General features: G+C 43.0%; 15 protein-coding genes and 2 pseudogenes. 8 read left to right on the forward strand and 9 right to left on the reverse strand.

Features of this window, described 5'->3' with window-relative positions; genetic code table 11:
- Positions 1–37 precede the first annotated feature (37 nt).
- A pseudogene (locus KUA49_RS17410) lies at positions 38–531 on the forward strand (HD domain-containing protein).
- A 159-nt stretch (positions 532–690) separates the two neighbouring features.
- Here the strand turns inward: KUA49_RS17410 and KUA49_RS17415 are convergent.
- Both KUA49_RS17415 and KUA49_RS17420 read right to left on the reverse strand, forming a co-directional pair.
- Positions 691–1,143 (reverse strand): hypothetical protein, encoded by a 453-nt coding sequence (locus KUA49_RS17415; RefSeq protein ID WP_007664626.1) that lies wholly within the window; start codon positions 1,141–1,143, stop codon positions 691–693.
- 40 nt (positions 1,144–1,183) lie between these two features.
- Positions 1,184–1,486 carry a hypothetical protein gene (locus KUA49_RS17420; RefSeq protein WP_007664625.1) on the reverse strand — a complete coding sequence of 101 codons (303 nt, stop codon included), beginning with the start codon at positions 1,484–1,486 and terminating at the stop codon, positions 1,184–1,186.
- A gap of 665 nt (positions 1,487–2,151) precedes the next feature.
- On the opposite strand from KUA49_RS17420, the gene KUA49_RS17425 reads away from it, so the two are divergent.
- Positions 2,152–2,352, forward strand: coding sequence for a hypothetical protein (locus KUA49_RS17425; RefSeq protein ID WP_007837439.1), 201 nt, complete (start codon positions 2,152–2,154; stop codon positions 2,350–2,352).
- Positions 2,353–2,505: 153 nt separating this feature from the next.
- Here KUA49_RS17425 and KUA49_RS17430 read toward each other — a convergent pair.
- From KUA49_RS17430 to KUA49_RS17440, 3 genes and pseudogenes are all read right to left on the reverse strand, one after another.
- Positions 2,506–3,791 (reverse strand): annotated as a pseudogene (locus KUA49_RS17430) (IS1380-like element ISBaov1 family transposase).
- A gap of 174 nt (positions 3,792–3,965) precedes the next feature.
- Entirely contained in the window at positions 3,966–4,868 is a 903-nt protein-coding gene (locus tag KUA49_RS17435; RefSeq protein ID WP_218413484.1) for a fimbrillin family protein, read from the reverse strand.
- Positions 4,869–4,914: 46 nt separating this feature from the next.
- Positions 4,915–6,645, reverse strand: coding sequence for a fimbrillin family protein (locus tag KUA49_RS17440; RefSeq protein WP_218413485.1), 1,731 nt, complete (start codon positions 6,643–6,645; stop codon positions 4,915–4,917).
- Positions 6,646–7,012: 367 nt separating this feature from the next.
- On the opposite strand from KUA49_RS17440, the gene KUA49_RS17445 reads away from it, so the two are divergent.
- Together KUA49_RS17445 and KUA49_RS17450 are read left to right on the forward strand one after the other, a co-directional pair.
- On the forward strand, positions 7,013–8,167 hold the full coding sequence (locus KUA49_RS17445) for an AAA family ATPase (protein WP_256624932.1): 1,155 nt from the start codon (positions 7,013–7,015) through the stop codon (positions 8,165–8,167).
- Complete coding sequence (locus tag KUA49_RS17450) at positions 8,124–8,309, forward strand: hypothetical protein (RefSeq protein WP_256624933.1); 186 nt, start codon at positions 8,124–8,126, stop codon at positions 8,307–8,309. Before KUA49_RS17445 ends, KUA49_RS17450 begins: the two co-directional genes overlap by 44 nt.
- Positions 8,310–8,389: 80 nt before the next feature.
- Here KUA49_RS17450 and KUA49_RS17455 read toward each other — a convergent pair whose 3' ends face one another.
- Entirely contained in the window at positions 8,390–8,698 is a 309-nt protein-coding gene (locus KUA49_RS17455) for a helix-turn-helix domain-containing protein (protein ID WP_218413486.1), read from the reverse strand.
- Between the two features lie 393 nt (positions 8,699–9,091).
- On the opposite strand from KUA49_RS17455, the gene KUA49_RS17460 reads away from it, so the two are divergent.
- From KUA49_RS17460 to KUA49_RS17470, 3 genes are all read left to right on the forward strand, one after another.
- Positions 9,092–9,790, forward strand: a complete 699-nt coding sequence (locus KUA49_RS17460; protein WP_218413487.1) for a hypothetical protein — start codon at positions 9,092–9,094, stop codon at positions 9,788–9,790.
- Position 9,791: 1 nt separating this feature from the next.
- Entirely contained in the window at positions 9,792–10,505 is a 714-nt protein-coding gene (locus KUA49_RS17465) for a DUF3307 domain-containing protein (protein WP_218413488.1), read from the forward strand.
- A 207-nt stretch (positions 10,506–10,712) separates the two neighbouring features.
- A complete protein-coding gene (locus KUA49_RS17470; RefSeq protein ID WP_318331612.1) occupies positions 10,713–12,401 on the forward strand; it encodes an IS1182 family transposase in 1,689 nt (562 codons plus the stop codon).
- Between the two features lie 211 nt (positions 12,402–12,612).
- Here KUA49_RS17470 and KUA49_RS17475 read toward each other — a convergent pair whose 3' ends face one another.
- Entirely contained in the window at positions 12,613–14,367 is a 1,755-nt protein-coding gene (locus KUA49_RS17475; RefSeq protein WP_218413110.1) for a fimbrillin family protein, read from the reverse strand.
- Positions 14,364–14,582 carry a hypothetical protein gene (locus KUA49_RS17480; protein WP_218413111.1) on the reverse strand — a complete coding sequence of 73 codons (219 nt, stop codon included), beginning with the start codon at positions 14,580–14,582 and terminating at the stop codon, positions 14,364–14,366. Before KUA49_RS17480 ends, KUA49_RS17475 begins: the two co-directional genes overlap by 4 nt.
- A gap of 1,383 nt (positions 14,583–15,965) precedes the next feature.
- Between KUA49_RS17480 and KUA49_RS17485 the strand changes: the two genes are divergently transcribed.
- Positions 15,966–17,396: an undecaprenyl-phosphate glucose phosphotransferase gene (locus tag KUA49_RS17485; protein ID WP_218413125.1), complete on the forward strand. Its 1,431-nt coding sequence runs from the start codon at positions 15,966–15,968 to the stop codon at positions 17,394–17,396.
- Positions 17,397–17,840: 444 nt separating this feature from the next.
- On the opposite strand, the gene KUA49_RS17490 is transcribed toward KUA49_RS17485, so the two are convergent.
- Positions 17,841–19,217, reverse strand: a complete 1,377-nt coding sequence (locus KUA49_RS17490; protein ID WP_218413112.1) for an ATP-binding protein — start codon at positions 19,215–19,217, stop codon at positions 17,841–17,843.
- Positions 19,218–19,280 lie beyond the last annotated feature (63 nt).

Below are 19,280 nucleotides of genomic sequence, written 5' to 3' on the forward strand. Positions count from 1 at the left end.
AACTAAAACACCTATAAGATATAAATGGAGGTAATTTATGTTTAAAGAAAAAATTATTATAGAGATGAAAGAAGTATTCAAAGAAATTCCTTTTGGCATAGAGCATACTTTCAAAGTTTTGAAAAATGCAGAAGATATAATGAAAGGAGAAAATATCGGAGAGGAAGAAAAAGAATTCATCAGTATTATTGCTATACTACATGATATTGGTGCGGTTGAAGCACAAAAAAATACGGTTCTATTGATGGTGTCTATCAAGAAAAGGAAGGACCAGAAGTAGCGAAAGAAATATTAAAAAAGGTAGGCTATAACAAAAATATTGATAGAATATGCTTTATAATAGGCAACCATCATACTCCATCTAAAATTGATGGACTTGATTTTCAAATACAATGGGAAGCTGATTTGCTTGAAAATTTAACGGTTATGGATAAAGAAAAAGAACAGGAAAAGATAAAAAAGTGTATAGATGAAAACTTTAAAACAAACACAGGAAAAAGGATAGCTTATAATCGCTTTATTTTAGATTAGTAGTAGATTATTACAGTTATGTATTTTACTCAAGTTTCGGATTTAGGTTTTATGCAGTCTGAGCGATCAGTTGCATGGCCTTGAACCTGCGGTTATCCCGTATAATTTGCTCCATCAATTCGTTCTCGTCAATGGTAAAAATCTCAGCCACGATTGCTATTACATCAATAATGATTGACCAGATCTTTTCCACGACGGTGAGCTCGTGTACGCCTTCATATATATCGGCGAACAATCCTCCAATGGTCTCTTCACCATGCTCTTCAGGCGCTCAAGCTTGGATACGAAATACTCTTCCTTGCGTTTTTCGGTCTGGCAGTCTCTGTCACGCTTGCGGTTGTAGCGCCTCTCGCGCTGCCGGGCCGTAAGACCTTGTTCCTTGCCATCGACCTTCCCTCTCTCGCCGTGAATCGAGAAGTCCACGACAAATTGAGAGCGGCCGTCGCTCCAGCACAGGGCCAGCAGCTTGTAGCCGAGAATGCACCGCTGAAACACGTGCGAGAATATCTTGCCAATACACTCCATCCTCAATCCGGTCTTCGGCAGGTCGGAATCATCCACAATAAGCACTGCCGGAAGATGGCTCTTTTGATAGTCTTTCCTTATGGTCACGGCCTTGATGAGATGACAGGCGATGTGCCAGATGATGTTGCTAGTCTATATTGTCCTTGGCCATAAACGAATAGAGTAGGTCCTTCTTACCCCCGAACAGTTTCGAGATTGACGATCCGGCATAATGAGAAAAACCCGGGACGGCCATAAACGGCAGAATCAATATGATCTGGAAAAGTTGAAGGTTGGTAAGCTGACAGTTCTCACGTTTTTTCCCTCCGAGATCTTTGTCTGAAATCCTCATCCCCTCAAGGAGGGTCATAAACTTGGAAAATGCGGGATTGATTCGTTTTCCCGTGAAAAAGTTGCGGATCTCCGATGGAATTTTTGTAATTTTGCTCATGGCTTTGAGTGATTGTAATTAGTTGTTTGGGCACCTCTAAATTACTAAATTTCCGTGACATACGGAAATCCTCAAAGCCTTTTTTATGCCCAAATCTATCCTCTCAACCTAAATCCGAAACTTGAGTAAATTATAATTATGAGATGCTACGTGCTTTTGTTCAATATACCCTAAACGTCGATTTAAATGCGCCTGTGATAAAGGATTTAGTTGAAAAGTATAAGGATATAGAACAATTTAATAGGAGCATAACAGATAAATACGTTGCAATATGTAAACGCTTTTAATATTTGAATTTAGCCGTTTATGTAGAATGAAGGTGTGCAAACAAACAGACCCTGAAAAGGGTCTCACCCCCGTTAACCGCAATGTCAAAGACTTGCGGATGGCCAGATGACTCCTATACATCCGACCCCAACGGGGTCGAACCATATAATCTGTAGAAAGGTTCGACCTCCGTTGGGGTCGTGGATTGGGAAGGCACTTCGACCCGCACATTGTATCATGTGCGGTTACTTGAAGTTCGACTCCCGTTGGGGTCGATGGCTCGTCGTTATTCTGAATCTTAGCAAATCCTCTCTTTTTTAATGAACTGTGTGCTTGATCACTGAAAATAATCCTTATTTTTGCCACGAGAGTTTTACGAAAGATAAATAGATAAAGTATTGGAAAAGAAACATAACTGTCAGCAGTGCCCACTGAGGCGGCGATACGACCGTTCACCCAAGTCATTGTTGGGTCGTTTTTGGCGATGGCACATCAATTTCTGTCCGGGATGGAAAGCCTATTTCCTGTCGCTGAGCGAAGAGGAACGGCATGTATTGAGAAAGCAATACGCTTTTCATAAGCCTCAAATCCGCAACTAAGTCCTTCATCGTCCTATTTACGTGTACACGTTCTCTCATTACTGAATTATTAGATAAATTGAGGCTGAAATACCCACTTCTGCCTACAATACCCCCTTACCCCACAATGCGACTTGAGACAATACGCAGTATCATACCCATAAGTTGTAGTCGTCATCCAAAATCAGTCTGGAATACATCTGCGTAAGCATTATTACAGGTATAGATATTCAGCACATACCACCTTGATGTTCTGATCCATTTGGCTGGTACAGAGACAAATCTGAAGACAAACGCTTTTATGCGACTTGTTTTATTGGGTCCGAACCTCTTTACGTCAAGTCTTTGGATAATGACCTTGTAGAAGTTACGGATAAGTGCTGTAAGAAGAAGGAACACTGTGTTCTCTGCCATGAAGGATTTGGGCAATCTGGACCATCCGAAACCATTGTTCATGTCATCGAAGATGCGCTCCTTTCCTCCGCGGAGGTTATAGAACTCGACAATCTCTCTTACGGAAGGCTCGTAGTCGTTGGTCAGGATGCAGCGGTATGTGTATTCTCCTTCCCAGAGGTCAAGCTCACCGTCCATCCGTTTCCGCCTTTGAATCACAAGCCGGTATGTCTTGCCTTTCCACTTCTCTACAAGAATGGAATTCAGCTCAAACTCAATGCCGTTGATTTCTCCCCTCTTCCAGCCTCTGAGAGCGAAGAGGTCATTGTAGAGCGAACTACAGCGGTTGGCACGGATATAGAAGGTCTTGCAGTGGGTGGCAACCTCTTCCACGATCTCTTCAGAGCACGAGCCGCAATCAGCTCTGAAACGATTGATAACAAGATTGTTCTGTTCAAACCTTTCGAAGAATCTCTTCAGCGTGTCCTTCTGATGGAAACGGACGTTTGTGTTGCCGTCGCTGTTCTCAATGCCGACAATCAAATCTCCAATAACCGCCACACCTGGTCGATAACCAAGGAACTTCTTGTATGTATGCTTTGCATCATATTTCTCTGTTTCTATGAACTGGTGGTCGAAATCAACATCATACATCTCACCCTCTTTCAGCTGACCAGCTGCACACATACAATTGAGCAGTAAGGTATTGAGGGTGTCAGCCGTATTGAAATCGTAGTTCTTACCCGTATCTGACGTGTATGAAATGTTCTCCTGCGTCAGTTCCTTTATCGCTCTGAGGATAGTGTCAGAGCTGCAGGTACGAAGTGTCGGATGAAGCGAGAGATGGGGCATCAAATGAGTTGTGACATCCTCAATACATGAGCCGCCACAGAAGTAGATGCTCATGAGAGAACGGATGATTTCGCTGTATTGATAACCATACAGCCTGCATCTTAGACCGAGGGTTGTGTCAATTACATATGACAATGTGGAGTCAAATTGCTCCATCATTGCAAATATTCCTCCAAAAGGAGTGGTTTCTCAGATTTTATTGCTTTCTTTGCCATGTCTGTCGGGTTTGATACATATTTTGATTTGCAACACTAAGATAGGTGAAAAATCTGACATGACAAAATCCTGAGCAACTTTTTGTTGCTCAGGTACTTAAAAAGTTATATTTATAATAGTGTTGCGGAATTAAGGTTATGTTATAATCTTATCTTATTGATATTTCTCCGATTTTAATCGAATGCCTCGCCATGGAAGGTGTTGCCATTCTCCCAATCAGAAATCTTCACTTCGTCGAGAATCACCTGGTCACGACCTACCTCCAGGTTGATGGTGGTAATCTTGCCGCTCTCAAACGTGAACGGAGTTTTGTTGTCGTAGATGAAAGTCTTATCACCGATGGTGATGGCAATCTTCTGAATGCCATTCTGAGGAATGAGCACGGAAACATACTGGGTGTTGGCTGCCGTAGCAGGAACCTCGAAATCAGCCTTGGCTGTAGTCGTTGTGGTCACTGCCTTGGTGAGGTAGTTGATGGTAGCCTCATTTATGGCATCCGAAACCACCACGTTCTTTACGGTAGGAGTGCCGCCCCACTGGTTCTTGTAGGAAAGGTTCACCACCATCTTTGCCATCACGTGGGTGAATTCGAGCTGCACGGGATCCTTGGCATCCTTGGTATAGGAGAGACCATTGGTGTTTACTGCCACCAGCAGGTCGCTTGCCGCCTGGTTTTCTGCATTGAAGGTATAGGTGTCGGCAGTAAGGTTGTCAACGTTCTTGGTAGGGTAGATGCCGATGAAGTAATGCTTATCCACATTGTTCTTCCACAGCATCTGTGGAGTGGCCACCCAAACCTTGTCAGTGAGCTTGTTGATGGCGTTGTTCACCACTCTTCCAGCGGCAGCAGGAACATTTTCTGCACTTCCTGTCCAGGCATACACGCTGATTTCATCTCCTTCAGAGAAAGTCTGTGTTCCCTTGGCGTCCGTAGTGATACGGGTCATCTTGCCGATGCTTGTAGAAACGGTGATTGACTTAGGCGCCTCGGTGCCTATTGTATTCTCGCTGTCTGAGCAGCTGCCCAGAGTCATGGTCATTGCTGCAAGAGCAATCATGTAATACTTTGTTTTCATGTTTATTCTTTATTTATAAATTATATATTATCTAATGGGTTCTATTCTATTTTCCGTTATTTTCATACAGCACGGTAGTATTTGTTGCATCTTTCTTCCAGTTGTCAGGAAGATAACCTTTGCCTTCCAACGCAGTATAGGCATCCGCATCCATTACTTTGAGTGTGCGGGAACTTACGGTTTTGTCGGTTCCGGCATTATTAAGCCAATTATAGCAGCAATCAGATTTTTTCGAAATTTGGTCGCTTGGTGCCAACATAGTGACGGTTGACAATTTTGTACAACCATAGAACATTCTAGAATAGCAGCTTGCTGCTAACGTTGTAGCCTTTAATTCTGGGGCAGACGTGAGACTTGTACAACCATAGAACATTCTAGAATAGCAGCTTGCTGCTAACGTTGTAGCCTTTAATTTTGGGGCAGAAGTGAGGCTTGTACAACCATAGAACATACTAGAATAGCAGGATTTTTCTAACGTTGTAGCCTTTAATTCTGGGGCAGACGTGAGACTTGTACAACCTTCGAACATATGATAATAGCAGTAATTTGCTAATGTTTTAGCAGGCAATTCTGGGGCAGAGGTCAATGCTGCGCAGCTATAGAACAAAAAACAGAATCTGGCATTTTGGGTATCTACTGTTTTATAGTATTCCCAGTCCAGCAGCGTGCGGATGTCGCCTGTGCAAGTTACTTTCACATTTTTATCAGTAAATGTGATGGTTGAATAATTACTCCAGTTAGATGCTGTTCCATAAATGTTCGTGCCACGTAAACGAAGGGTGCCATTTGTTCCACCGAAGGTAACTTCTTCATTTTCCACAACATTCTTCCATTCGCCATTATTTACAGAATACTGAAGTCCTGAGATGGTGTATTTTCCTTTGGTTATCATTTTAAACGTCTGCTTAGTATCTGCCGTAAAGGTGAAGTCTGGATTATATTCCGCTTTACCACCAGTAATTTCACCTGTAGTCCAATCTTTCACGGTAATACCGGAAACGGATACCTTGTCCTTACCCACGGTGAGCTGATAGGTGTAGCTCTTGCCGGCTTCGAGTGCAGGGATGCCGGCGAGCGTTTCAGTTGTTGTTTTGCTTGCTCCTTCTGATACATCAAGAGAGAGGAAGGTTGCGGAGTTTTGGGCAGCGCATGGCTTGATGAGCGCATAGAACTTGTTATCGCTGTGCTTATACGCTTTCACACCACAGATGCTGAGGCTATTGACGTTATCAATATTGGCTCCGGCATACTGGTCCTTGAAGCCATCAATCATTACTACCACTCTCGCCATTTTTCGCTCCATGGTGAGTGTGAGGTTATTGCTATTGTTGGTATTGGTTTGCGGACCGCTAAACGACATGAAGTCTGCGGCAGCAAGCGATTCTACGCTGGTGTATTCCGTAGGCTGGGTAATGGTACCATTGAACGAAGAAGGGTAGTAGGCGGTGAAATTCATCGTCTCGCTTTCCCATTTCAGGAACTTGTCGCCTTGCGGCTGCCATTCATTGTTGTTTAACTGATAGGTTACGGCATCCTGGCCATCAGCCTGGACGCTGATCATATCACCATCTTTAAACTTCTTCTGCGCTTCGGCATCCCCCAGCGGAAAGCTGCGGGTGAAGCCATCGGCAGATGCTTTACCTACTTGCGCAGTGATGCGCACAGCGTTAGGGTCGCTATGGAATGCAGAGAGGAGGTCTTCTGATTCGGAGCATGCCGACAGCGCCAGAATCATGGTCATTGCTACAAGAGCAATCATGTAAAGTTTTGTTCTCATATTCTTTAATTATTTAAATTTTAGACTTTTTATTTCATAGGTACAAATATAGCATTTTTTCCCGAAAAACGGTGTCGTGATTTTCGAAAAAGGTGTCTACTTCCTATGTTCAAGGTGTCGCATTGGTACCAATGCGACACCACAATTAACATAAAGATACATATAAATACGTATTTTAGCGCATATATTCAAGGAGTCTCATCACAGGGTGTATTTTATGGTATGTAAAGAAAGTGTGATTGTCTGTTAGTGGTAAGTATCAGAAGTACCATGTCTTTTTCTGTAACTTTTCCCCGAAATCTCTTGCGGGTTTGAAAATAAAACCGTAACTTTGCGGAAAAGTTCATTTAAAGACAGATTAGGAATTATGGTAGAGACAAACGATAGAATATTGCCAGTAGGCATCCAGTCTTTTGAGGAAATCAGAAAGGAAGGATACCTGTATGTTGACAAGACAGATATTATCTGGCAACTTGCCAACAGGGGGAAAAAGTATAATTACCTGAGCCGCCCACGCCGCTTCGGTAAATCCATCCTTGTCGATACGCTCGAAGCCTACTTTCTGGGCAAGAAGGAACTCTTCGAGGGCTTGAAGATCATGCAGCTGGAGACGGAATGGGTGAAGCGACCTGTCATCAGACTCGATATGAGTCAGGCAGGAGCAGAGCCGGAAAGTCTGAAAGATTATCTGAACTATACCTTTCAGGAATATGAATCTTTATATGAGATTAAAGTCAGTAATGACTCTTCCTTAGCTACTCGTCTGTCTGAAATAGTAAGGATTGCTTATGAGCAAACCGGAGAGCAGGTTGTCATTCTCATTGATGAATACGACTCTCCATTGCAACGTTCCTGGAAGACTCCGTTATACGAAAAATGTACGGCAATATACAGAGACGTATTTGTCATTCTCAAATCTATGGACAAATTCGAAAACTTTATCTTTATAACAGCCTGCACCAAATTTTCGCAATTCTCCCTAACCTCAGGTCTCAACAATTTGAGTTTCATTGGTTTTGATTCAGAATATGCTGCCTTATGTGGCATCACAAAAGAAGAAGCTATCCGTTATTTCAAACCAGAAATCAACAAATTGGCAGCATGTAAAGGATGGACATCCGATGAAGCTACAATACAACTGTCTTCTTATTATGGTGGCTATCACTTCAGTCGCCGTAATATGGTGGATGTATTCAATCCGTTCTGCCTCATCAATGCCTTGGCAGATTCAGATTTGAAGAACTACTGGCTTTCATCCGGGACATCGCCACTACTCTCTAAGTTTGAAGATGATATTAAAAAGAGATTGAAAGATTTTGAGTATTGTCCGATAATTAGCGATACTCTGGAGAGTTCTGATGTGACTGATGGCGGAGCAGAACTGTTCCTCTATCAGTCGGGGTATCTTACGATAAAGGGATATATGGATAGAATCTATTTGCTAGGGTTCCCTAATTCAGAGGTAAAAAAATCACTTTATGAAACGATATTGCCAGCACTTACTTCAGAAGCTGAGCAATAACGGTGGCGTGGATGCTGCCGAGGAGCAGATGAAAGCCAGGCAGTATGCCGAGCCTTTCAAGGCGGATAGGCGGAAAGTTATCGCCCTTGCCATAGAGCTGGATGATAAGGGAAAGGGATTGGTTGGCTGGAAGGAAGTATAAGATAACAAAAAAGGTCTATATGCCACCCGTTCATCGTGGCATATAGACCCTTTTTTCTATTGTTTCGCCGGATTGTATCATTAGGCTAAGTGCTCCAAAATTGGTATTTGTAGACAACGCTCAATCTTAGCCAGTGTTTCGAGCGACAGATTCTCTTGTCCTTTGAGAATCTTGGACACATATTGCTGACTGCACCCCATGAGTTCAGACAAATGCTTCTGTGTCATTCCTAATTCATCCATCTTATCGAGCATGATCATAGCAATATGCTGAGAATAGCGAAGCCATGACTTATTAGCCATGCGCCATTCTGCATTCTTACGCCATTTTGATGGTGAAGAAGACTGATGCTCCTTTAGTTTGGAAACTATTTCATTAGCAGTTCTCATAATAACCTCCTTTCTATTAACAGCATGAGGAGCTACTGCGGATGTCGGCAGTACCTACCACTACTTCCAGAATATTATGGATTGTATTATTTTGTGCCATATTTTTCAATTAAACGTTTATTTTTCTGCAAAGATGGCCATATTTTTCGATTAAGAAGCATCTTTGTGCCATATTTTTCGATTAAGGCGCTATTTTTGTGGTGTTTTGGGGATTACATCACCAATCATCTGCGGAATCTGCGGCATCTGCGTGACTTTAAATCCAAGCCAAGAATCTGTGTGAATCTGTGAAATCTGTGGGACAAAGAATAACTCCCACGGATGGTGACAGCATATCCGATGGGTCGGAAATCAAATAAAATAGCTTGATTACACAAAATCAAGGTAATATCTTTGATTTTTCAAAAGAAAAATATTATCTTTGCATCAGAATTAATCAAATTATCCAAGTTTATGATAAAAGGCGTGATTACAGGAGATCTAGTAAACTCCACTAATATTGCTGCAGAATGGAGACAAACAGTATTGGATGCATTGAATATATGCGTTGCAGATTTTCTGCCTCTAACTCTCTGCAATCTGGAAATGTATCGAGGTGATAGTTTCCAAATAGTTGTTGATAAACCAGACTATGCCTTGGCTGTAGCCATTGCGCTAAGAGCAAAACTTAAAGCAATGACTCCAGGCAAACAGCAGCTTTGGGATGCAAGATTGTCCATTGGTATTGGTGACATTTCTTTTGAAAGCGACAATATTGTAACTAGTGATGGAGTTGCTTTCAGATTATCTGGCCGTTCGTTTGACAACATCGGGAAAAAAAGGCTGAGCATATCGACCACATGGCCTGATTTTAATAAAGACATGGATTTGGTCACTCGTTTTGCTGATGACATAATTACGTCATGGACTGCTAAACAGGCAAAAGTAGTCTATCAGGCAATACTTTTTCCTAAACTTCAGAAAGACCTGGCTGAGGATTTGGGCATGACAAGACAAAACTTTAATTATCACTGGAGTTCAGCTAAGGGTCAGCTAATCCTTGACTATGTGGAATATTTCAAATCGTTAATTTTAAAATACAATAAGCAGTAACATGGAATCAATCATCATATTTATAAAGTTACTCTGCGCCCATCTATGTTCTGATTTTATATTTCAGACTGATAGCATCAATAATGGGAAGCGCAAACCTGGTATCAAGGGGATTGGTTATCTGTTGCTTCATAGTGCCATACATGCATGTGTGGCATATATCTTGGTGGCAGATTGGTCATGCTGGCTTGTACCTTTGATTATCTTTGCCAGCCATTTTATAATAGACTTGATTAAATGTAGGTGCTGCAAGGATTCTCTTTCAACATTTCTTGCAGATCAGCTTTTACACATTATAATAATTGGAGTATTATGGTTCGTTTTATACGGAGATGGCACTGTTCTTTCATATATTGAGAACCATTGTTCTGCAAATGTTTGGTTGACCGTCGTGGCATATATATTAATGTTAAGACCATCTTCTATCTTATTGGGGTTGTTTCTCAGCAAATGGACGCCTGCATCTTCTAACACACAGAGTTTGCCTAATGCCGGACAATGGATAGGTTATATTGAAAGGATCATGATTTTGACATTCGTCCTTGTTGGCAGTTTTGAAGGGGTCGGCTTCTTGCTGGCAGCAAAGTCTGTCTTCCGTTTTGGTGAATTAAACAAAGCCAAGGAAATTCGTACAACAGAATATGTTTTGATTGGCACTTTTTCTAGCTTCACTATAGCAATTCTTACAGGAATAGTAATAAGAAGTTTATTCTAAGCATCCCTGATACTACAAAAACGGGTCTATACGCCACGATGAAGAGTGGCATATAGACCCTTTTTGGGGGAGGCCGTCCGAAAACTTAATTAGGGAAGCAAACAACTGAATTGGGCATTTTTCTTTTGCTCTTTATAGTTAATTAACCTCGTATCTTCTTGATTCTCAATTATTTTATGTATCTTTGTAGTAAAAAACAAGAAAGATATGGCATATAAAAAAGGACAAGATAGACGACAGAGGGTTCTTTTCCCTGATTGCATTGACGAGTATGTAGAGGCTGACGCCCCTGTTCGCTTGTTTGATGCTTTTGTCGATAATCTCAAAATGGATGAACTGGGATTCGTCCGCAGTACTCCTGCAGAGACAGGTACTCCTGGATATGATCCTCGCGATCTCCTCAAACTCTATATTTATGGTTACTTCTATCAGGTACGTTCCTCTCGCAAACTTGCTCGTGAGTGCAAGTGTAACGTAGAGGTAATGTGGCTGCTCAACAAGCTGACTCCTGACTTTCGTACAATCTCCGATTTCCGCAAGGACAACAAGAAGGCTATTACTAAAGTTTTTAAAGAGTTCAACAAGTTTTGTATGGGACTGAAGCTCTTTTCCAAGTCGTACATCTCTATTGATGGAAGCAAGTTTAAGGCTGTAAATGCTAAAGACAACAACCTTACTCTAAGCAAACTCGATGACCGAATCAAGCGTCTTGATGAACATATTTCAATCTATATGGAAGAACTTGAAGCATACGATCATGAGGAAGGACGCAGGCTCTCTAAAGATGAGTTGCAACGTAAGCTTGATGTTTGCAAGGAGCGCAAGGAACGCTATGAGGGATACCGTGATACACTTGAGAAAAGTGGTGAAAGCCAGATTTCCTTAACCGATCCTGATTCCCGACTAATGAAAGCCAACGAAGGCTTTTGTGTCGGTTATAATGTGCAAACTGCAGTTGATGCGGAGAGCCATATGATAGCAGGCTTCCTGGTAACCAACAGTCCAACAGACCATGGTCAGCTTACAAGCGTAGCATCTGAGGTGAAAGCCGATTATGGTGTTGACGTTCTTGAATCAACTGCAGACAAGGGGTACGAGTGTCCCGAGGTTCATGCAGATGCATTGGCTAATGGTATCGTACCAAATGTCATCCAACGTGATGGCAGCTGCACGGAGCAGGTTCAGTTTGACTATAACGAAGCTACCATAACTGACGAACAAAAGTCAAGTACTAATCCAGAAGATTTGAAGGCATGTCTTGAAGCTGCAGTCATACCGGAAGCCTACAAGGATTTTTTAACCGATGCACAGATTGTAGAGGTCAAGGAGTACACTTCTGATGTAGCAGAGTCTGCTGTACTGAAGATGACTCCCGGGCAGATGCGTGCCAAGGCTCTTGAAGGATACTTCGTGAGGGATGCCGAACGCAATCTTGTCTATTGTCCGCAAGGAGAAATCCTGAGGCAAAAGTCTATCAAAAGAAACGGTATGATCCGCTACTGCAACAAGCTTGCATGTAAAAAATGCAAGTGCAAGTGTACCATCCAGAAGTTCAAGGAGGCAGACTTCAACAAAGACACCTTGATAAAGGCAACCGAAGCAAAACGCAAGCAACTCAAAGAAGAGAATAAGGACAAGCCAAAACCTCCAAGAATGAAGATCGTGAAGAAGGGTGTCCGTTACGTTTTACATCTAGATCAGAACAAGATGGACAATCGCAAATGCCTCTCCGAGCATCCTTTTGGAACCATGAAGCGAGCACTTGGGCAATACTACTTTTTACTGAAAGGCAAACTGAAAGTAACTGCTGAGATGGGTCTCTTTTGCCTATCTTATAACCTTCGTCGTGCCATATCTCTCAAAGGTGTACCTGCTTTGATTGCTTCTCTTGGATAATGACCTGTAGGGATCAATACCATCGAAAAACACGCTCTATTAGTGTTCATATCGGCCATTTTAAGCCCTTATGACGAATTGTTTAACATAAACTAAAATTTTAAGATGAAAAAAGATATGCCCTTAGAGGGGCTTAGGTGGAGTCGTGATAGCGGTTCTGCCCTCTATGATACACCCCAAAACGGCCGTTCTCGGACGGGCTGGGGGGATGTTATTGTTTTGGGGTATAATACTTCACAGTGGTATTTGTTGCATCTTTCTTCCAGTTGGCAGGAAGATAATCACTATTTGTTTCTAACGCATTATAGGCAGCCTCATCTTTTACTATGAGTGTGCGTGTAATTCCATCCTTTGTTCCAGCACCGTCCAACCAATAATTAAAGGAAGAAGATGTATTTTTAATTTTGTCGCTTGGTGCCAACATTGTGACAGATGACAAATTCTCACAACCATTGAACATATTACAGTAGCAGGCTGTCGCTAATTCTGTAGCAGTTAATTCTGGTGCAGAGGTGAGACTTGTACAACCATAGAACATTTCATAATAGCAGTAACCAGCTAATTTTTTAGCAGGCAATTCTGGTGCAGAGGTGAGACTTGTACAACCATAGAACATTTCATAATAGCAGTAACCAGCTAATTTTTTAGCAGGCAATTCTGGTGCAGAGGTGAGACTTGTACAACCTCCGAACATACCAGAATAGCAGTCATCTGCTAATGTTGTAGCAGGCAATTTAGGTGCAGAGGTGAGCTTTGTACAAAGTCTGAACATGCTATCATAGCAGTAATTTGCTAATGTTGTAGCAGGCAATTCAGGTGCAGAAGCGAGATTTGTACAACTCCAGAACATTTCTCGATAGCAGCTATTTTCTAATGTTTCAGCAGGCAAATCTGGGGCAGCCGTGAGACTTGTACAACCTGCGAACATACTATAATAGCAGAAGTCTGCTAACGTTGTAGCAGGCAATTCTGGGGCAGAGGTTAATACAGCGCAATCTTTGAACAAATAACAGAATCTGGCATTGTTGGTCTCTACTATATTATAGTTTCTCCAGTCCAGCAGCGTGCGGATGTCGCCTGTGCAAGCTACATTCACATTATTATCAGTAAATGTGATGGTTGAATATGTAGACCATTCAGACGCAGTTCCATTAATGTTCGTGCCACGCAAGCGAAGGTCGCCATTTGCTCCACCGAAGGTGACTTCTTCATTTGCCACAACATTTTCCCATTTGCCATTATTCACAGAATACTGAAGCCCAGAGATGGTGTAATCATCTGTGATTGTCATCATAAACTTTTGCTCCCCATTTGCCTTAAAGGTGATGTATGGGGTAGGGCATTCTTCTGTTTTACCTCCAGTAATATCCCCCGTAGTCCAATCTGCCACGTAGATACCGGAAACAGATACCTTGTCCTTACCCACGGTGAGCTGATAGGTATAGCTATTGCCGGCTGTGAGAGCAGGGATGCCGGCGAGCGTTTCTGTTGTTGTTTTGCTTTCTCCTTCTGCTACATCAAGAGAGAGGAAGGTTGCGGAGTTTTGGGCTTCGCATGGCTTGATAAGGGCATAGAACTTCTTATCGCTGTGCTTAAACGCTTTCACACCACAGATGCTGAGGCTATTGACGTTATCAATATTGGCTCCGGCATACTGGTCCTTGAAGCCATCAATCATTACTACCACTCTCGCCATTTTTCGCTCCATGGTGAGTGTGAGGTTATTGCTATTGTTGGTGTTGGTTTGCGGACCGCTAAACGACATGAAGTCGGCGGCAGCAAGCGATTCTACGCTGGTGTATTCCGTAGGCTGGGTGATGGTACCATTGAACAAAGAAGGATAGTAGGCGGTGAAATTCATCGTCTCGCTTTCCCATTTCAGGAACTTGCTGCCCTGTGGCTGCCATTCATTGTTGTTTAACTGATAGGTTACGGCATCCTGGCCATCAGCCTGGACGCTGATCATATCACCATCTTAAATTTCTTCTGCGCTTCGGCATCCCCCAGCGGAAAGCTGCGGGTGAAGCCATTGGCAGATGCTTTACCTACTTGCGCAGTGATGCGCACAGCGTTAGGGTCGCTGTGGAACGCTGAGAGGAGGTCTTCTGACTCGGAGCAGGAAGACAGCGCCAGAATCATGGTCATTGCTGCGAGAGCAATCATGTAAAGTTTTGTTCTCATATTCTTTAATTATTTAAATTTTAGGCTTTTTATTTCCATGGTACAAATATAGCATTTTTTTCCGAAAAACGGTGTCGTGATTTTCGAAAAAGGTGTCTACTTCCTATGTTCAAGGTGTCGCATTGGTACCAATGCGACACCCCAATTAACATAAAGATACATATAAATACGTATTTTAGCGCATATATTCAAGGAGCCTCATCCCAGGGCGTATTTTATGGTATGTAAAGATAATGCTACAAAAAAATAAGCTTCGCAAATGACTTCCGGTCCCCGAAGGGGGCGAACCACATCCAGTCTTGCTCCTGTTCGCCCCCTTTGGGGACGATAGAGAGAGTATGTCTGCTATCCGCAGGTTCCATTCCCTTCGGTCATTCCACCCGCGGTTATTCACATTCGCCCCCTTCGGGGACGGTAGAATGCTACTTGCGAAACTTCTGTAATATAATTCAAGTATATTCCATAATGCTATGCTTTATTATTATCGTTCACAAAGATAATCTTTCTGAACGATAATTCTAAATATTTGAGCTACAATTAGTTGCTTGCTATTGTTATTTAACTATTAATCGGGGATTTCATCACCAATCATCTGCGTCATCTGCGGAATCTGCGTGACTTAAAATCCAAACCAAGAATCTGTGTGAATCTGTGAATTCTGTGGGACAAAGAATAATCTGTGGGACAAAGAATAGGGGATTGTCAAGTATAGTCTTAAAAAAAGGAGCATTTCAAAACTTGCCATCCAGATGGCGATGAGGCTGGAAATCTGCCCCTTCCTGAGGGCTTGGGCAGCGATTTCGAGGTTGAATGGGCTACGAGTGTACGGTCGTAAACCTGCGACCGTACAGTTATATAGTGTATGCTCGTACACTCGTAGCGCTACGACCGTACACTTGTAGGGTATTCAACCGTACACTCGTAGAAAAATGAATGGTTTTCGAATTCTTTACATTCTCCTAACCCATTGATTTGCAGCGAGAAACGAAAATCCTTCATATTTTCGGTATTTCAGATAAAATATTTCCCGGCGGAAAATACGGGAATTATGGTACATTTTACTTGAAAATCTGTATACTTTTATTTGCGTTTTCTGTCACCAGACTGCCCCGCAGAAAGGAAGTTATCAATCAGCACGGCTCTCACAAACAAACGCCTGCATATCGCATAGAAGGCAGGATTCCACCACAGAATACATGTTTTTTTGTTACATTATCGGTTCAATTTGGTTCATTTTAGTCCAAACTGCATTTTTTTCTCCTTTATATTTTGCTCATTCAACATTTTTATTTATCTTTGCAGGGATTTAGTAGAAATGTTATCTTTCAACGAAGATTCCGTTAAAAACTATTATTGTAAGGACTATTATAAATTGTTTATATGATGAATAATAACTACTACAGAGGGAATGTGCTGGTAAGACGACTGGTAACATGCATGGATATCGTTATCTTAAACGTTTTGCTGTTTGCCTATACCAAGTATGGTGCAGAATTGGTTCTCGATTATTTTGATGAAGCAACGAAGATTACGGCTTTCGTTGCCAATGCTGCCTTACTCCTGAGTGAGTATTATTACTCCACCATCATCCATGTAAGAAAGATCGGTTTCCTGCAGGTATTGAAGCGTACGCTATACCTGGCTGCATCCACCACCTTCTGGTTCTTTGTCTTCGTAAGACTGCTCAGCCATGGAGGTCAGATGTTCTCTTTTGCATTCATCTTCGGCATATCATTTTATTTTTTACTGGTTATATCCCGACTCTGCGAACTCTCACTCCTCAAATACTACCGTTCCAAGGGACGCAACAGCCGCACGGTTGTCTTTGTGGGCAATGACCCGGCAGTGGGAGAGATGTATCGGACGATGACGGAGGATCCTTCGGCTGGTTATATCGTGAAGGGATATTATGCTGATGCCGATATGGCCAAGGCTCCAGAGGGACTGAAAAGGATAGGAACCATGCAGGATCTCAACAATAACATGTCTTCCACCATCAACAATACCATCGATGGTACTCATAACGCCATCGACGAGGTGTTCTGCTGCCTGTCGCATACAGAATCCGATCAGATTGTGAAGATTATGCAGTTCTGCAACAAGAACGTGGTTCACTTCTATTTCTTGCCTCGCGTTTTCGGCGAATATAAGCTGCATCTCGATGCCCAGAACTTCATGGGCAGGACGGTGTATTCCAACCATAAGGAGCCGCTGGCAAGCATTTCCAACCGCATCGTGAAGCGAGCTTTCGACATCGTGGTGAGCGGAATTATCTGTCTTTGCGTATTGCCGTTCATCCCGATCATCGCGCTCATCATCAAGATTCAGAGTCCGGGTCCTATCTTCTTCAAGCAGGCAAGAACGGGTCGGAACGGTGATACTTTCTACTGTCTGAAGTTCCGTTCCATGCATGTGAACAAGGATGCCGACAAGGCGCAGGCTACCAAGGACGACCCAAGAAAGTTTGCCTTCGGCAACTTCATGCGAAAGACGAACATCGATGAGTTCCCTCAGTTTATCAACGTGCTGAAGGGCGACATGAGCATCGTGGGTCCTCGTCCTCACATGCTGCATCACACCGAGGTATACGGCAGCCTGATAGACAAATACATGGTTCGCCATTTCTCCAAGCCTGGTATCACGGGTTGGGCTCAGGTTACGGGATTCCGCGGCGAGACCAAGGAGCTGTGGCAGATGGAAGAGCGTATCCGCCGAGACATCTGGTATATAGAGAACTGGTCGTTCTGGCTCGACATCAAGATTATCTTCCTCACGGCCAAGAGCATCATCTTCCCGGATAAGAATGCATACTAGTTAAGAATGCATACCCAATAGAAACAAGTCATACTATACCTTAATTCAAGTTTCGCAAGTAACCTCCGGTCCCCGAAGGGGGCCAACTTTCAATAACCGCTGGTGGAATGACCAAAGGTCATGGAACCTGCGGACAACCAATAGTAGGGAGAAAGCGTCCCCAAAGGGGGCGAACCACATCCAGCCTTGCTCCTGTTCGCCCCCTTCGGGGACGATAAGAGAGTATCTGTAACTATCCGCAGGTTCCATTCCCTTCGGTCATTCCACCCGCGGTTATTCACATTCGCCCCCTTCGGGGACGGTAGAATGCTACTTGCGAAACTTCAGTACCTTCATTATGTAAGGGCAATTATGGTAAATAGGGTTTAAAGCGCAGAAGTCTGCCGGCATCACTGCCAGCAGACTTCCCTCTTCATTAATAGAACCTAAAATTACATCTATTTTTCAAGAACGGCTTCTTAATAGGGATAATGCGTAGAGTGGCAGTATGGTAACGTGCCTTACAGCGCCATCGGCTTGATTGTCAATGTAATCGAATGCGCCGAAATTCTCAAGAGAACAGCGGAAGGCTTCGGTGAGCTTTTTCTCTCTCATGAATAGCCAGAGACTCTTCATGCCGCCTTGTGTTCCCGATTTGATTTCGATAGGGGTAATCTTCATGTTGTGGATTTCCAGATAGTCTATCTCTGCTACGCTCTTCCCCTTCTTTTCCCAATAGAACATCTTCTGGCGTTGGATGCATGGTTTGTAGCGCATCATCTCGAGTCCTGCAACCATTTCTGTAAGACCGCCCTTATTGACAAGTTCCTGTGGGGTGCCGGCTAAAATAAGCTCTATGAGTTGCTGAGACAAGTCACCTTCCAGTTGAAGCACGGCTAACAGTAATCCTGGGTCCAGGAAGAGAACCTTCATGCTTTTCTCGTCGGCTTCCGCATCCAGCGGAATGCCATTGCCCGAGGTTGCTACAACAGGAGTTACGATTCCTGCAAGTGTCAGTAGGCGCAGAGCTTCTCTGATTTGTGAACTCTGATAGTCTGCTGATATTTGCCTGTATGTCAGCTTCTCTCCAGCCTGGTGGCAGATGCCACGCATCGTCGTGCGCAGCAAGTCTGGGTTGACTCTCTTTTTATACTTGCTGAAATCGTCTTCGTATGTTAGTATGATATCTTCCTGGATGTTTCTGCATCGGTTGAAATCGTGCGTCTTGGTCCATGCAAGTACAGATTCCGGCATGCCTCCAACAAGCAGGTAGGTGCGGAAGTATTCCACGAGTTTGTCATGGAAGGGTTGTTCTATAGAAAGATTCCTGTATGCTTCATTTCGGATACGGATGAGACCTTCTTCGTGGTTAGCATGCAGGAATTCATCGAAAGTCATTGGATACATGAAGAGAGAATGAATTCTTCCTACTCCAAAAGTAGGGAGTTCCTGAAGCGTAAATTCCAGAAGAGATCCTGCTGCAATGACATGTAGTTCCGGATAATCTTCCTTGAAAAATCGTAGTGCCATGATAGCTTCCGGGCATTCCTGGATTTCGTCGAGGAAGAGGAGCGTCTTGCCTGCTTCTATAGGGACATTGATATAACTGCTGATTTTTTCAGCAATCAATCGCACGTCTATATCCCCCTGAAAGAATGTTTTTATTGCCTTGTTGCGTTCGAAGTTCACTTCAGCGAAATACTTGAATTGTCTTCCGAAATTTTTCACTGCAGAAGATTTTCCAACCTGTCTGGCCCCACGAAGCAACAGAGGTTTCCGCATGGAATCTTCTTTCCATGCGGTGAGTTCTGAATCTATGTTTCTTTGTATGTATTCTGCCATAATTGTAACTGTTTGAATAACAGGTGCAAAAATAGCGAAAATACTCAAATCCGAGAAATAAAT

Origin of the sequence: Segatella copri (assembly GCF_019249655.2) — a bacterium.
Lineage (GTDB): Bacteria > Bacteroidota > Bacteroidia > Bacteroidales > Bacteroidaceae > Prevotella.